This window comes from Janthinobacterium sp. C22 (genome assembly GCF_057919405.1).
Genome location: NZ_CP193659.1, coordinates 4848332 through 4864061 on the forward strand (window position 1 = coordinate 4848332; position 15730 = coordinate 4864061).

The 15730-nt window shown below is 67.6% G+C and carries 10 protein-coding genes and 2 pseudogenes; 5 read left to right on the forward strand and 7 right to left on the reverse strand.

All coding sequences use genetic code 11. The features are described from left to right. Window positions 1-11 precede the first annotated feature (11 nt). The 3 genes from ACRHIG_RS22675 to ACRHIG_RS22685 all read left to right on the forward strand — a co-directional run bounded on the left by ACRHIG_RS22675 (window position 12) and on the right by ACRHIG_RS22685 (window position 6038). Complete coding sequence (locus tag ACRHIG_RS22675) at window positions 12-299, forward strand: hypothetical protein (protein WP_034757399.1); 288 nt, start codon at window positions 12-14, stop codon at window positions 297-299. 266 nt (window positions 300-565) lie between these two features. Continuing rightward, window positions 566-4330 (forward strand): DUF7379 domain-containing protein, encoded by a 3765-nt coding sequence (locus tag ACRHIG_RS22680; RefSeq protein WP_489627984.1) that lies wholly within the window; start codon window positions 566-568, stop codon window positions 4328-4330. A gap of 91 nt (window positions 4331-4421) precedes the next feature. After that, window positions 4422-6038, forward strand: coding sequence for a CHAT domain-containing protein (locus tag ACRHIG_RS22685; protein ID WP_489627985.1), 1617 nt, complete (start codon window positions 4422-4424; stop codon window positions 6036-6038). On the opposite strand, the pseudogene ACRHIG_RS22690 reads toward ACRHIG_RS22685, so the two are convergent. Beyond that, window positions 5971-6731: pseudogene (locus tag ACRHIG_RS22690) on the reverse strand (GNAT family N-acetyltransferase). The gene ACRHIG_RS22685 and the pseudogene ACRHIG_RS22690 overlap by 68 nt on opposite strands. 145 nt (window positions 6732-6876) lie before the next feature. Here ACRHIG_RS22690 and ACRHIG_RS22695 point away from each other — a divergent pair. Next, window positions 6877-9178, forward strand: a pseudogene (locus ACRHIG_RS22695) (FdhF/YdeP family oxidoreductase). Here ACRHIG_RS22695 and fdhD read toward each other — a convergent pair. The 4 genes from fdhD to ACRHIG_RS22715 form a co-directional block, all read right to left on the reverse strand. Beyond that, a complete protein-coding gene (fdhD, locus tag ACRHIG_RS22700; protein ID WP_489627986.1) occupies window positions 9175-10002 on the reverse strand; it encodes a formate dehydrogenase accessory sulfurtransferase FdhD in 828 nt (275 codons plus the stop codon). The pseudogene ACRHIG_RS22695 and the gene fdhD sit on opposite strands and share 4 nt — an antisense overlap. Window positions 10003-10220: 218 nt before the next feature. Then, window positions 10221-10751, reverse strand: a complete 531-nt coding sequence (locus ACRHIG_RS22705; RefSeq protein ID WP_489627987.1) for a hypothetical protein — start codon at window positions 10749-10751, stop codon at window positions 10221-10223. 93 nt (window positions 10752-10844) lie between these two features. Then, window positions 10845-12302 carry a Ppx/GppA phosphatase family protein gene (locus tag ACRHIG_RS22710; protein WP_489627988.1) on the reverse strand — a complete coding sequence of 486 codons (1458 nt, stop codon included), beginning with the start codon at window positions 12300-12302 and terminating at the stop codon, window positions 10845-10847. Window positions 12303-12465: 163 nt separating this feature from the next. Beyond that, window positions 12466-13548, reverse strand: coding sequence for a calcium:cation antiporter (locus ACRHIG_RS22715; protein ID WP_475416219.1), 1083 nt, complete (start codon window positions 13546-13548; stop codon window positions 12466-12468). Window positions 13549-13840: 292 nt separating this feature from the next. Between ACRHIG_RS22715 and ACRHIG_RS22720 the strand changes: the two genes are divergently transcribed. After that, entirely contained in the window at window positions 13841-14185 is a 345-nt protein-coding gene (locus tag ACRHIG_RS22720) for a hypothetical protein (protein WP_475416220.1), read from the forward strand. 6 nt (window positions 14186-14191) lie between these two features. Here the strand turns inward: ACRHIG_RS22720 and ACRHIG_RS22725 are convergent, their stop codons facing one another. Both ACRHIG_RS22725 and ACRHIG_RS22730 read right to left on the reverse strand, forming a co-directional pair. Next, window positions 14192-15343: a GGDEF domain-containing protein gene (locus tag ACRHIG_RS22725; RefSeq protein WP_475416221.1), complete on the reverse strand. Its 1152-nt coding sequence runs from the start codon at window positions 15341-15343 to the stop codon at window positions 14192-14194. A gap of 37 nt (window positions 15344-15380) precedes the next feature. Then, window positions 15381-15656, reverse strand: coding sequence for a hypothetical protein (locus ACRHIG_RS22730; RefSeq protein ID WP_077402750.1), 276 nt, complete (start codon window positions 15654-15656; stop codon window positions 15381-15383). Window positions 15657-15730 lie beyond the last annotated feature (74 nt).

Here is a 15730-nt window from a genome sequence, read left to right on the forward strand (position 1 = left end):
AGGAGGAGTAAATGAACGTTCGGCAAAAGAAGCTGGAAATGATTGAAGCGATGAACCGGGCGCGCGCGCTCGAACCATCGAGTTTTGTGCCCAACAAGCTGCTCGATACGCTGATCGAGAAGTTGAACTTGAAAAATGATGCGGAACTGTGCCGTGTCCTGGAAGTTCAGCCTCCCATCATCAGCAAGATTCGACACGGCAAACTGTCGGTCGGTGCAACGATTTTATTGCGCATGCATGAAAAATCGGACATCACCATCCGCGAACTGAAGGAACTGTCCGCCACGCCAGTCCATTGAAGCACCCGCTGTTGTAATGCCATGCCAGGCACCCAGGTCCCCGGCGCCATGAACTTTTGCCATACAATTCGCGTAGTTCGCTCACCGCACACCATCCGCGCACGATAGCGAAGAGACCCAGCCCAAACCATGCTGACCGTTTCTCTGCCCTGCCGCGCCAGCCCTCCCAGCGTCTCCCCCTGCATTTCCACTCAAACTTGATCTGACACAACACGCGTCGTCCCCGCAGGCATCAAGGTCAGCTTTTAACCAGTGATCTCAACCGCATGTCCAGCGATTCCCTTGCGCCGCCCGTGCTGCGCCTGACGCTCACGCGCGATCCCCTCGCCAGCGCCGGCGACTGCCCCGCCGCGCCCGGCTGGGATGGCCAGACCCACGTGCTGTCGAGCGCGCGCGGCATCGGCAGCTGCCGCATCGCCCTCGATATCGGCCCGGCCGACGTGGTGCAACTGCTGCTGTGCGACGGCAGCTCGCTGCTGGCCAGCAGCGCCGACCTGCCACGCTACCTGGGGCCGGCCACGCTGGCGCGCGACGGCGCGCCCGCCAGCATCGAAGTGGGGCTGGCCCTGCGCCCGCAGGCGGCGCGCCCGCCGCCCGGCGCCAGCCGCGACGGCCTGGGCGCCTGGATGCTGCGGGCCGTGCGCGTGTACCGCTGCGGCGCCGCCGCCATGACGGCGCTGGCGGCGGCGGGCGCCTTCCAGGACCGCCAGCTGGAACAACGGCTGGGACTGTACCGCTGCGGCATCGAGGCGGGCAACATGACGGCCGTCGCCAGCCTGCCCGCCGGGCCGGAACCGGTGCTGCTGCTGTTGCACGGCACGGCCTCGTCGACTCAGCGCAGCTTTGCCGGCCTGTGGCGCAACGGCCTGGCGCCGCAGCTGGCGGCGCAGTACGGCAACCGCATCTACGGCTACGAACACCGCAGCCTCAGCGACAGCCCCATCGAGAACGCGCTGGCCCTCGTGCGCCAGTTGCCGCACGGCGCCGTGCTGCACCTGCTGACGCATTCGCGCGGCGGCCTGGTGGGTGAATTGCTGGCCCGGGCGCAGCGCATCGACAGCCGCGGCGCCGTCGACCTGGCCGGCGACGGCCTGGAACGGCTGAGCGAAAACACGGTGGGCGGCGAAGCGTTCAACAGCCACGATATCGAGCACTTCACGGCGCAGGGGCGGCTGCGCGGACGCGGCGGCCACGAAGCGGATGCGGCGCGTTTGCGCGAATTGAGCGTGGAACTGAAAACGCGCGCCATCCGCATCGCCCGCTTCGTGCGCGTGGCTTGCCCCGCGCGCGGCACCACCCTGATGTCGGGCCGGCTCGACCGCTGGGCCAGCGTGATGTTCAACCTGCTGCTGCACGGCGGCGTTCCCGATGGCGCCATGGCCTTCCTGCTGGCCGTGGTGCAGCAGCGCTGCGACGCGCGCATCCTGCCGGGACTGGAAGCGATGATGCCCGACTCGCCCCTGGTGGCGCTGCTCAACGCGCCCGACGTGCGCGTGGCCAGCCCGCTGCACGTGCTGGCCGGCGCATGCAGCGGCGATGGCCTGCTGGGCTGGCTGGGCGACTGCCTCGACGACCAGCTGTACGGCGGGCAGAACGACCTGGTGGTCAACTGCGCCTCGATGGCCGGCGGCGCCACGCGCACCACGCCCGTGCGGCAACTGCTGCTGCGCGGGCCGCACACGCACCACCTGAACTACTTCGAGCGCGCGCCTTCCAGTCAGGCCGCCATGCAGGCGCTCGCCGGCGACGAGAGCGCCTACCTGCCGCTGCCCGGCATCGAGCACGGCCCGCTGGCGCGCGGCGGCGAAGTGCCGAAACGGCGCGCGCACGCGCCCATCGTGCTGCTGCTGCCCGACATCATGGGCAGCCACCTGCAAGTGGGCAGCAACCGCATCTGGTTCGACCCCGTCAACCTGGTCGAAGGGCGCATCGAACGCCTGGCCGTGGGCCAGCCGCACATCGTCAGCGCCGGATGGCTCGAGTCCTGCTATGAGCCGTTCGCCCGCTTTCTCGCGCAAAGCCAGGAAGTGCGGCCCTTTACCTATGACTGGCGCTTGTCGCTGCAGGAGTCGTGCCGCGCCTTCCTGCCCGTGCTCGACGACGCCATGCGCGACGCCGAAGAGCGCGGCCAGCCCTTGCGCATCGTCGCCCACGGCATGGGCGGGCTGGTGGCGCGCCTGGCCCTGAAGGACCGCTGGCAACGCTTCGGCGCCCTGCCCGGCAGCCGCCTGCTGCAGGTGGGCACGGCCAACCGGGGCACGCTGGCGATGGTGCAAGTGCTGCTGGGACGCGACCGGCTGGTGCAGATGCTGGCCTGCTGGATAGGCTGGAAGCACACGCGGCGCCAGTTTCTCGGCTTCGTGCGCGCCTTTCCCGGCGTGCTCGACATGCTGCCGTGGCCGCAGGCGGGCGGCATCGATTATTTCGACGCGGGCGCCTGGGCGCAGCTGGCCGCCGGCGACGCGCAAGCGGGCCTGCCCGGCGGCTGGCAGGCGCCCGAGGCGCCGGCGCTGGCCGCGGCGCGCGCCACGGTGGCCTTGCTGGAAGCGGCCCCGCTCGATGCCCGCCTTTGCAGCTACCTGGCCGGCTGCGCCGACACGCCGGTGGCGCTGCGCCTGCGCGACGGCGGCATCGAGACGGCCTGGTCGCCGGACGGCGATGGCCGCACGGCCTGGCAAGGCGCGGTGCCGGACGGCGTGGCGGCCTGCTACCTGCCGGTGGCGCATGGCGACCTGCTGCTGCAAAAGGAATACTACCCGGCCATCGCGCAGCTGCTCGACGGTGGCCAGGGCGCCGCCCTGCCCCGGCACCCGCCGCACGTGCCTGGCGGCGCTCCGCCCCGCTTCCATCCATATGCGCCCGACGCCACGCCGCTGTACCCGCAGCCGCAGGAACTGCTCGACGCGGCTATCGGCGCCGCCGGCCCCGCCAGCGCGCCGGAAAGCCGCGCGCCGCAGCTGAGCCTATCCGTCATCCACGGCAGCATGGCCTCGGCCGATGCGCCCGTCATGAGCGGCTGCTACGCGTCCGAATCGCTGCGCGGCAGCATGAGTTTTCTCGACCGTCTGCTGGCGGGCAAGCTGCAGGAAATCCACGCGCTGGGACGCTTCCCGCAGCGTCCCGACTCCGCCCTGGTGGTGCTGCAGCCCGATGCGGCGCGCCGGCCCGGCGGCGCCATCGTCATCGGCCTGGGCGCGCTGGGCGAGCTGACGCCGGGCGAACTGGCGCGCGCCTTTGCCGGCGGCCTGCTCGAATACGCGTGCGTCTGCCTGCAGGTGCGCGCCGCCGGCCACGTGGCCGCGCCGCCGATGGGAGACCACGGCTTGCGCGTGGCCAGCCTGTTGTCCGGTTCCGGCTACGGCGGCTTGAGCATCGCCCTGTGCGCGCGGGCCCTGATCGACGGCGCGCGCAGCGCCAACCGGCGCCTGGAAGACGCGGGCATGGCGTGCCGCATCGGCCACATCGCCATCTACGAACAGTCCGAGGCGCGCGCCATCGCCGCCGCCGTGGCCATCGAGCAGATCATGGCCGAAGCGCGCTACCAGGGCAGCTTCACGTTCGAGCGGCGCATCCGCCACAGCCCCGGCGGCTACCGGCGCATCCTGCCCAGCCTGAGCGGCGACAACGGCTGGCGCCGCGTGCAGATCGTCGCCGCCGACCTGTCCGGCGCCCTGCGCTTCACCGTGCTGACGGACCGCGCCCACAACAGCGTCGACGAAGAGCCGAACCAGCGGCAGGCCGTCGATGGCCTGATCATGGATGCCACCGACAACACCACCGACCAGCCGGGCCTGTCGCGCGCACTGTACGAACTGATGCTGCCCAATGGCCTGAAGGCGGCCATCCCCGAGATGCGCGGCCTGATCCTGGCCGTCGACCAGAGCGCCGCCATCTACCCGTGGGAGCTGATGCGCGACGAGGCGGGCAGCGAGGAAAGCCCCTGTCGACGCGCATCGGCATGGTGCGCCAGCTGGCCAGCCTGCGCGAGAAGCCGCCCGCCGTCAGCCCGCCCAGCAACAGCGTGCTGGTGATCGGCGACACCGATTCCGGCCTGCCCGAGCTGCCCGCCGCGCAGGCCGAGGCGCAGGACGTGGCGCGCATGTTCGGCGCGTACGGCTACCAGTGCGCGAGCTGCTGCGCCCGCAGGCGCAGCGCGTGCTGGTGCACCTGTTCGACGAGCGCTATTTCGCCATCCACCTGGCCGGCCACGGCGAAGTGGCCGGCCCCGGCATCGCGCATACGGGCCTGGTGCTGGGACCGAAGACGCGGCTGACGGCGGCGCAGGTGGGGAAATTGAAACGCGTGCCGCAATTCGTCTTCATCAATTGCTGCCACCTGGGCGACATGCGCCCGGACGCCATCGCGCCATGGTCGAAACTGGCCGCCAGCCTGGCCACGGCCTTCATTGAAATGGGCTCGCAAGCCGTGATCGCGGCCGGCTGGCGCATCGACGACCAGGCGGCCAGCATCTTCGCGCACAGCTTTTACCACGCCATGCTGAGCGGCGAATACTTCGGCGACGCCGTGCGCCTGGCGCGCGAGGCGGCGTATCTGCAATTCCCCGCCTCGAACACCTGGGGCGCCTACCAGGCGTACGGCGACGACCGCTACCGCTTTCCCAACACCCAGAGCCGGCCCTGGCAAGCGCCCGACTATCACTACCACGGCCACCTGCTGGCCGACCTGGAAACCCTGCACGCGCGCCTGGCGGGCGCCGATGCGGGGCGCCGCGCATCCATCGAGGAAAAGCTGGGCAGCATCGAGGAAGCCGTGCGCGCGCGCTTCGGCTGCGCCGACATCCGCGAAAACATGGCCGCCACGCGCGCCGGCCTGGGGGGACTGGAGAACACCCTGCGCGCCATCGAACATTACCGGGCGGCGCACAGCGCGGCCGACGGCAAGGTGGGCTTGCGCGCGCTGGCGCACTGGGCGGAACTGGAGATACGCCAGGGCGCGGCCCTGTGCGGCATCGATGCGGGCGAAGGCATCGAGGTGCCTGCCGTGCCCGACCCGGCCCAGGGACGCCAGCTGCTGCAGGATGGAAAACAGCATATCGACCTGCTGGTGGCGCTGGCGCCCACGGCGCAGCGCCTGGCGCTGCTGGGACGCTACTGGGCCTTGCAGGCGCGCCTGGCCTGCCGCGCGGGAAACTCCGGCGCGCCGCCCCTGCGCGCCATGACGGACGCCTGCCTGGCCGCGCTGGAGGAAGCGCGGCGGCGCAGCGGCGTGGCCGACTGCGACCTGATTTTCCAGGTGCTGGCAGGCGCGCTGCTGCTGAAAACCCATGGCGACGGCGGCGCCTGGCGCGCGCTCGATCCGCAGCTGGGCGACTTGCTGCACGACGCCATCGCCTATGCGCGCCAGCGCCATGCGGACGAACACCGCGCCATCGATGCCGGCGCCCCCGTGCGCGCCGCCCTGCTGGCAGCCCTGTGGCAGGTGCCGGACGGCCCGCCCTTCGACGCGCCCGCGCGCGCCGCCTTCCTGGCGCTGTACCACGACGCCGTGCGGCGCCACGGCAGCATCGGCGAACCCGAAACGATCACGGCGCCGCTGCGCTTCCTGCTCGAACTGCTGCCGCCCGACGGCGCGGACACCGGCTTGCGCAGCGCCGTGCAGGCGCTGGCCAGCCAGCTGCAAGCCTCGCTGCCCTGCGTGAACCCTGGCAGCCTTAGCCTGGCGCCACCCCGTAATGGCGCGCATAGCGCTCGTCCAGATTCGCCAGCGGCATCATCATGAACATGTCGGCGCTTTCGAAATCGGGGTCCCAGGCCGGTCGCCGCAAATCCAGGCGCCCGAACGCAGGTAGCCCTTGATCAGCGGCGGCACCTGCGGCTTGTGCGCCGCTTCCACCTGGTGGATGGGGAAAGGCAGGTGCGGCGTGACGCGGTACTCGCTTGGGGCCATGTGCTTTTCGGCCAGCGCCTGGTACACGGCGACGGCGTTATGGCCGCCATCTGCCAGGCTGATGCTGGCGCAGCCGACCAGGTAGTCGCAGCGCTCGCGGCGCATGTACTCGGCCAGGCCCGACCACAACAGCATGATCACGCTGCCGCCCCGGTATTTCGGGTGGATGCAGGCGCGGCCCGCTTCGACCATGCGGCCGCGCAGGTTCTTCAGGCGGCTCAGGTCGAATTCGTTTTCCGAATACAGCCGGCCGATCTTGGCCGCCTTGGCCGCGCTCAGCACGCGGTAGGTGCCCACCACCTTCAGGGTATCGGCATCGCGCACGATCAGGTGATCGCAGTGCGCGTCGAATTCATCGCTGTCGAGGCCATCGGCGTTCGCCAGCGAGCTCAATCCCATGGTCTCGATAAACACCTTGTAACGCAAACGCTGGACTTCGCGCAATTCCGCCGCTGTAGTGGCCTGGCTCAGCACCAGTTGGACCGGCCGGGCCTTGGCTTCGTTTGATGCGATTATGTTTTGCATGGTTTCACCCCCTGTGATCAAGACGACTCCAGCGTACTTGTCTAATATGTCAAGAAAATGACAGCCGAATGTCATTTCCATGACGCAAGTCAATGCCATGCGGGGATCGTGCATAATTACCACACTCCCCTACAGGAAAGCCACGATGGACGATCACGAAGCGCCCCGCATCACCCCCTATGCCAAGCCTGCCGCCGGCTGGGACGCCCTGAAACACGTGGCCATCAGCCTGCGCCAGGAGCGGGTCGCGCCCGGCAATCTGAAGGCGCTGCTGGCGCAAAACCAGCCGGACGGCTTCGATTGCCCCGGCTGCGCCTGGCCCGACCGCAACCACGCTTCCACCTTCGCCTTTTGCGAAAACGGCGCCAAGGCCGTCGCCGCCGAAGCGACCAGCCACCGCGCCGGCCCGGAGCTGTTCGCCAGCCACACCGTCACGCAGCTGCTGGAACAATCGGACTACGCGCTCGAGCAGCACGGCCGCCTGACCGAACCGATGGTGTACGACGCCGCCAGCGACCGCTACGTGCCCATTGCCTGGGAAGACGCCTACGCCCTCGTGGGGCGCCACCTGCGCGCCCTGCCCGATGCGAACCAGGCCGCGTTCTACACCTCGGGCCGCGCCAGCAACGAGGCGGCATTTTTGTACCAGCTGATGGCGCGCCTGTACGGCACCAATAACTTCCCCGACTGCTCCAACATGTGCCACGAGGCGACCAGCCGCGGCTTGCCGGCCACCGTCGGCATCGGCAAGGGTACGGTGACCCTGGCAGACTTCGAACTGGCCGACACCATCCTCATCTTCGGCCAGAATCCCGCCACCAACCATCCGCGCATGCTGGGCGAACTGCGCGAGTGCGCGCGCCGCGGCGGCAGCATCGTTTCCATCAATCCCCTGCGCGAGCGGGCTTGCAGCGCTTCATGGACCCGCAAAGCGCGCTGGAAATGGCGACCCTGGGCAGCACGCGCCTGGCCGGCCTGTTCGTCCAACCCACCCTGGGCGGAGATTTCGCCCTGATCAAGGCCGTCGCCAAGCGCGTCGTCGAGCATGACGACGCGGCGCAGGCGGCCGGCAGGCCCGCCGTCATCGACCACGCCTTCATCGCTGAACACTGCAGCGGTTTCGACGCCTTCCGCGACGACCTGCGCGCAGAGAATTGGCAACTGCTCGTGGCGGAATCGGGCGTGGCGCGCGCGCAGATCGAGGCATTGACGGACATTGTCGTCAAGGGCCGGCGCATCATCGCCACCTGGGGCATGGGCCTGACGCAGCACAAGCACAGCGTGGCGGCCATCCGCATGCTGTCGAACCTGATGATGCTGCGCGGGCAGATCGGCAAGCCGGGCGCCGGATTATGTCCCGTGCGCGGCCACTCCAACGTGCAGGGCGACCGCACGGTGGGCATCGAGGAAAAGCCGACAACCGCCTTCCTCGACCGCCTGGGCCAGGTGTACGGCTTTGCTCCGCCGCGCGCGCACGGCCACGACGTGGTGGCCACCATCGAAGCCATGCGGCGCGGCGACGTCAAGGTCTTCATCGCGCTGGGCGGCAATTTCGCCGCCGCCACGCCGGACACGCCCGTCACCTGCGCCGCGCTGCGCCAGTGCGCGCTGACGGTGCAGGTGGCCACCAAGCTCAATCGCAGCCACCTGGTCATCGGCAGGGAAGCGCTGCTGCTGCCCACCCTGGGCCGCACGGAGATCGACCTGCAGCACGGCGTGGCGCAGGGCGTGACGGTGGAAGACTCGATGAGCATGGTGCATATCTCGTACGGCCGCAATGCGCCCGCCTCGCCGCAGCTGCGCTCGGAAGTGGCCATCGTGGCCGGCATGGCCGAAGCGGCGGTGGGCAGCGGCCTGGTGGACTGGCGCGCGTACGCGGCCGACTATGCGCGCATCCGCGACGATATCGAAAAGGTATTCGACGATTTTTACGACTACAACGCCAGGTGGCGCGGCCGGGCGGTTTTCATCTGACGGTGGCTTCGCGCGAACGCGTGTGGAAGATGGCCAGCGGCAAGGCCAGCTTCCTCGTCGCCCCGCTGGACCTCGACACGCCGCTGCACCGCGCCCGCGCGCGCCATGGCGAACGCCTGATGGTCTTGATGAGCACGCGTTCGCACGACCAGTACAACACCACCATCTACGGCATGGATGACCGCTACCGGGGCGTGTACGGCACGCGCAAGGTGGTCTTCGCCAATGCGGCCGATATTGCCATGCTGGGTTTTAAGGATGGCGACATGATCGATTTGATTGGCGCCTGGGACGACGGCGTGGCGCGCCGCGCCGACGGTTTCCGGCTGGTCGCCTACGACATCCCGCGCGGCTGCCTGGGCGCGTATTTTCCGGAAACGAATGCGCTGGTGCCGCTGGCCAGCACGGCCGACGGCGCGGGCACGCCCACATCGAAATCCGTGCCGGTGCTGCTGCAGCGTTCTGCTGCTTAGATGCTGATGCCGGGCGTGTAATCGACGAAGGCATCCTGACGGCAGAATCCCACCAGCTTCATGCCCGCCTGCGTGGCGATGGAAATGGCCAGCGAACTGGGGGCGGAAATGGTCGCCAGCAAGGGAATCTGCATGCGCGCCGCCTTGCGCGCCAGTTCGTAGCTGCCACGGCTGGACAGGAAGACGAAGCCGCGCTGCATGTCGGTGCCATTCAGCGCGAGGTGGCCGATCAGTTTATCCAGGCCGTTATGCCGGCCGACATCCTCGAACACGTGCACGATGTCGCCCTCGGGCGTGCACCACGCGGCCGCGTGCACGCCGCCCGTTTCCCGCATCAGCGCCTGGTGTTCGCGCAAGCCGGCGGATGCGCGCGCCAGTGCGGCGGGCAAGTCGACGCGGATCAGGGGTGGCGGCAGCGCCGCGGGCCGCAAATCGAGCATGTCGATGCTGTCGATGCCGCACACGCCGCAGCCCGTGCGGCCCGTCAGCTGGCGGCGCCGGTCCTTCAGGCGCACGAAATCCTCCTGCGCGATGCTCAAGGCCACTTCGGCGGAATCAGGGCGCAGGAACACGTCGCAATCGAAGATGGCAGCGGCGGAAGCCACCACGCCCTCCGTCAGCGCGAAGCCATACGCAAATGCTTCCAGGTCGCGCGGCGTGGCCATCATGACGACGTGGGAAATGCCGTTAAAGACCAGCGCGACGGGGATTTCCTCGGCGACGTGGTCGATGGCGGCAGTGGATTCGCCCGCGCGGTGGCGGACGATGGAACGCTCGACGAAGCCGGCGCGTTCGGTATTGGTATCTTCTGACATGGCAACCATGGGGGAACTATCACAGGCCCCATGGTAAACCAGAACGGCCAGGCAGGGGCGGCCCCCGCCCGCGCCATCAATCCTTCTTCGGACGGCCCGTTTTCAGCTGCGGCAAGCCAGCCAGCACGTTTTGCAGCGTGGCCAGGTCGATCTGGCTGATCAGCGCCACGCCGATGCGCAGCAATTCACTTTTCTTGATCTCGAAGCCGGCCTTCAGGCAGGCTTTTTTACCTGGCCCAGGACTTCGTATTCCGCTTCCGGCATGGTGAAGCTGTCGCGCACCAGTTTCGGCTTGCGGGCTTTTTCCTTGACGGCGGCGACCTTGGCTGCCGGCGCTTTTTCGCTGGCGCAGGCTTGGCGGCCGCCTTGGCCACGGGCTTGACGGCGATTTTCGCTGCCGGCTTGGCGGCGGGCTTCGCAGCCGGCTTGGCAACGGCTTTTACCGCCGCCTTGGCGACCGGCTTGGCAGCGGCTTTGGCCACAGGTTTGGCAACGACGGCCTTGGCCGCCGGCTTGGCGGCAGGCGCCTTGGCGGCGGCGGGCTTGGCGGCGACAGGTTTCACCGCCGCCGGTTTCGCAGCGACGGGCTTGACGGCCACTGGCTTGACGGCGGCCTTGGCCACCGGCTTGGCTGCCGGCTTCGCAGCAGGCTTGGCGGCCGGTGCGGCCTTGGCCGCTGCCGCATTGATCGATGCGCTGGTCGGGAACATCGATACGGGCGCGCTGTCGGCCTTTTTCGCCGGGACGGTTTTGGTCATGGATTCTCCAATCTGGTAAATAATATAAACAATATATACTGTTTTTTTAAATCTTGCTTGCGGTACATCAAGTCATGCGCATGTCATGCCCCACTACGCACTGGCGCGGATGGTGAAATCGACCCCGACCTCATCCCAGAATTCCTGCTCCTTCTCGATCCAGAACGACACGGTGGGATGGTGCGCCACCCAGCCGCGCTTGATATCGAGTTCGATGCGGCTCTTCATGCGCAGGCGCAGTTCGCTGAAGTCGGCCTCGATGCGCGCATGCATGAGCAGAATCGACAGGCGCAGCGCCAGCACGGCCTTGGCGAAATCGGGGTCGGACAGCACTTCGCCGATCTTGCGCAAGTTGCCCTTCTGCGCCAGGATCAAGCGGCTCATGGTCTTCTGTTCGCGCGTGGTAAAGCCGGGCAAGTCCGCGTTTTCCACGATATAGGAAGCATGCTTGTGATAACCCGTCTGCGACACGGCCAGCCCCACCTCGTGCAGCAGGCTGCTCCAGCGCAGGCATTTCACCAGGGCGTCGGACGTGGGCTTGAGCTGCGCGTACATGGCCAGCGCCTGCTCGGCCACCCGGCCGGCGCGCTGCTGGTCGATATGGAATTTCTCCATGCAGCCCTGCACCGACTGTTCGCGGCGGTCGCGCTTGGTCGAACGCAGGTACAGGTCCCACATCACGCCCATGCGCAGGCCCGCCTCGATCGGCGTCATGGCGGGAATCGCCAGTTCGCGGAACAGGCCGATCAAGATGGCCAGGCCGCCGACGATGGTGCTGGCGCGGTCGGGGCGCAAGCCCGGCATGTCGATGCGGCTGGTGTGACCGAGTTCGATGAAGCGGCGCGCCAGCGCATCGAGGCTGACGCTGGTGAGCAAGCCGTCGCCCAGCTTGTTGCGGGCGATGATGTCGGCGATCGTGCGGATGGTGCCGGAAGAGCCGTAGGCCGTCTTCCAGTGCTGCGGGCGGTACGGCGGGGCGGCATCCTCGAAATGGCTGCGCGCCGACAGGATGGCCGCCTCGAACGACGGCGCGTCGATGCGCCCGCCGATGAAGAACGACAGGCTTTGCTTGACCGTGCCCAGGCTGAAGGATTCCACGCGTTCGATATCGTTGCCGCGCCCCAGTATCAGTTCGGTCGAACCGCCGCCGATATCCATCACCAGCCGGCGTTCGCCGGGAATCGCCAGCGCATTGGCCACGCCCATGTAGATCAGGCGGCCCTCTTCCTCGCCCGAGATGATCTCGATCGGGTAGCCGATGGCTTGCTCGGCCAGCGGCAGGAAGACGGCGCCGTTGCGCGCCACGCGCATGGCCGACGTGGCCACCACGCGCACGGCATCGAGTTCGAAGCCGGCGAGGATGGCGCGAAAGCGCTGCAGGCAGGCCAGCGCGCCCTGCATGGCCGCCTCGGTCAGGTCGCCAGTGGCGTCCAGGCCGGCGGCCAGGCGTATCGGGTCGCGCACACTCTTGACCACGCGGATGGTGTCGCCATCATGCTTGCCGACGTGTAAACGAAAACTGTTGGACCCCAGGTCCACCGCTGCATACATACTGGCCTCTTGTCTTGTCATTACTGTGCCAACTGAAAAAGTTGGCAAATTCAGTTGCTAAACTATATAAATCATTTAAACGATTTAAAAATCCTACCACACTACCCTCATCGTATGACAGCGGCGTGACAGGATTGTGACAAAACGGCAGTTGTGCGGCGGCTTACGGCACGATGGTAGTAAAGAGATACACGGCGAAAATTACCAGGTGCACCGTCCCCTGCATGACCGTGGTGCGGCCCGTGCCCAGCGACAGGGTAGCCACCATCAGCGACAGCAGCAACAGCACCGTCGACTTGATATCGAGTCCCAGCGTAATCGTCAGGCCCGTGGCCAGCGACACCACCACCACGGCGGGGATCGTCAGGCCGATGCTGGCCAGCGCGGAGCCGAGCGCCAGGTTCAAGCTCGTTTGCAGGCGATTCGCGCGCGCGGCGCGCACGGCAGCCAGGCCTTCGGGCAGCAGCACGATGGCGGCGATGACGATACCGACCAGGGTTTTCGGCGCCCCCATGGCGGCAATCGCCGTCTCCAGCGCGGGCGCCAGCGACTTGGCCAGCAACACCACGGCGCCCAGGCACACCAGCAGTGCGCCGGCGCTGACCCAGGCGACGGCGGGCGTGGGCGGCGCCGCATGCACCTCTTCGTCGCCGACGGCTTCCTTGGGCAGGAAGTAGTCGCGGTGGCGCACCGTCTGCACCAGCACGAAAGTGCCGTACAGGACCAGCGAGATGACGGCGATGAAAATGAGCTGACTGGAATTGTAGTACGGGCCGGCGGCGCTCGAGGTGTAGTTCGGCAGCACCAGGGTCAGGATGGCGATCGCCGCCAGGGTGGCCAGCGAGGCGCTCACGCCCAGCAGGCCGAAGGTCTGCTCGCGGTGGCGCCCGGCGCCCAGCAGCAGGCAGATGCCGACGATGCCGTTCAAAATGATCATGATGGCGGCAAACACGGTGTCGCGCGCCAGCCCCGTCGTTTCCGGCCCGCCGGCCAGCATCAGCGAGACGATCAGTGCCACCTCGATCAGGGTCACGGCCAGCGCCAGCACCAGGGTGCCGTACGGTTCGCCGATGCGGTGCGCCACCACTTCCGCGTGGTACACGGCGGCCAGCACGCTGCCGATCAGGCCAGCCACCAGCAGGATCTGATAGGCGCCGCCGACGTTGAAGGTGGAACCGAACAGGAACAGCCAGCCGGCAAGCGGGGCGGCAAGCGGCCAAACAGGCAGGGATTTGAGCATTTTCATTATGGGCCTGGCAAGAGTAAAAAAGGGGAACTGCAGTGCGGACGACAAGAGGGGCCCTAAGCAACCCCACAGCATAACTTGCTTAGCTTAAATGAAAGTTAGGGAATACACATTTCAGGTGCCGGCGACCCGCGCCTGGCCCGCTGTTCAATCACTTTGCCACAGCGCACCTGCTTGCTACCAGTAACTATAGTCCCTTTGGTAACATGCCGTTGCAATTTCCTTGTCTTTTTACAGCCTGAAAGCGTCATACTGCAGGGCACGCCCTCCCGCCACCGACCAAGGACACACCATGAAACGAGCAAGCAGCGCAGCCGTGCGCACCGTATTCGCCATCTTCGCGGGCAGCCTGCTGTGCGCCGCCGCGCACGCGGACACACCGCCAGCGCCGCCAACGCAGGTTGACGCGAACTGGGCCTCCCCGCCCGCGCCCGCCGCGCAGGCACGCTGGCAAGACAGCCTGCCGCCCGCGCCGCCCGTGCAACCACGCGAAGAAAATATCCTGCCCAAGAGCGAATGGATCACCGTCGAGCCGATGAAGGCGCCGGACCGGCGCTGCGATCCCGGCCTCGATGCGCTGTTCTTGCCCAAGGAATGCGGCAAGGAACCCAGCTGGCTGGGCTCGCGCAAGAAATAATCCGGTTTAGATATCGAGGGTGCTGGCGCCCTGCGCCTCCACCACCCTGTTGCGGCCCGCCTGCTTGGCCGCCTGCAGCGCCTCGTCGGCCCGCTTGAACAGGCTGACGGTGCTGTCTTCGGCGCGGATGGTGGTCACGCCCAGGCTGGCCGTCAGCTGCAGCACGGCGCGCTCCGTCTTGACGGGCAGCGCCTCGACGGCGGCGCGGATGCGCTCGGCCACCATCAGCGCATCGGCCAGGGTCGTGCGCGGCAATTGGATGGCGAATTCGGCGCCGCCCAGGCGGCCCATCAGGTCGCTGTCGCGCAGCTGCTGCCGGCACGTGTCGACGATGGTTTTCAGCACCGCATCGCCCACCGGATGGCCATAGCTGTCGTTGACTCTTTTGAAGTGGTCGATATTGAGCACCACCAGCGCCGTCGGCAAGCCGGGCCGGCGCGCCAGCGCCATCCATGGCGCCAGCGCCTGGTAAAAGCCGCGCCGGTTCGGCACGCCCGTGGCCGCGTCCAGCACTTCCAGGCGCGCCAGTTCGCCGCCCAGTTTTTCGCGCGACAGCAGCAGGTAGCCGAAGGCGTTCGTCAGCATCATCAGGTACAGGGCGCCGAAGCCGGCCAGCTGCATCAGCTCCGCATCGAAACCGGGCACGGCGGCGGCCAGCACGCCGCGCGCGGCGATCAGCAGCGACAGGATACCCATGCTGACGACGAGGAAGCGGCGCAGCATGCTCGCCTCGCGCCATTTCAGACACAGCGCGGCCACGCCAGCGAGGAAAAAGCCGGCCACGATGAGCGAACCGCCGGCGCTGCGCAGCAGCGGCGCCACGTCGAACAGGTAGCAGGCGGCAAACAGCCCGATCGCCGCGCCCAGCGCCGGCAATATGTAGCGGCGCCAGCCGCTGCGCCCGGCCGCCTGCCACAGCGCGCCCGCGTCCAGCGCCATGCCGGCAAACAGCAGGCTGTTGCCAAGCAGGATGGAGAGGAAATCGGGCAGCACGCCGCGGAAATACAGCAGGCACCAGGCCACGGCCTGGCATTGCTTGGCCACCGCCCAGGTGGACATGCTGAGCGACTTCTTGCGCTCGTATTCGAAGAAGAACAGGGCCGCGCACAGGCTCAGGTTGCCGAGCGCCAGGGCCAGTACCAGGGTCTTGATATCCATGGGCTACGCCATCGCCGCGCCGCCGCGGCACGCTGTGTCAGATTTCGTGTTCGACATTCGTGCTGCCGTCGCCGATCTTGCTGGCCCACGCCTGCACGAAATACTGCTTCTCCACTTCGCTGGGCGCTTCGTGCCAGAACACGATGAGGGTACCCTTGTGGTCGTGGATCTGCGCCACTTTTTCAATGAAGCCGAGATTGGCGGCCTGGTCCGCCAGCGCCGCCGCGTAACCGTACACGCGCGTCAGCCGCTCGATGCGGTCAGGCTCCGTAAAACTGTTCGTCGCCGTAATGATGGGGTGATCCAAAAACATGCTTGTCTCCATGGTGCCCGACTGCGCGGCCGTGCCGCCGCGCGCCATATACATAGTATACGCAGCATGCTCGG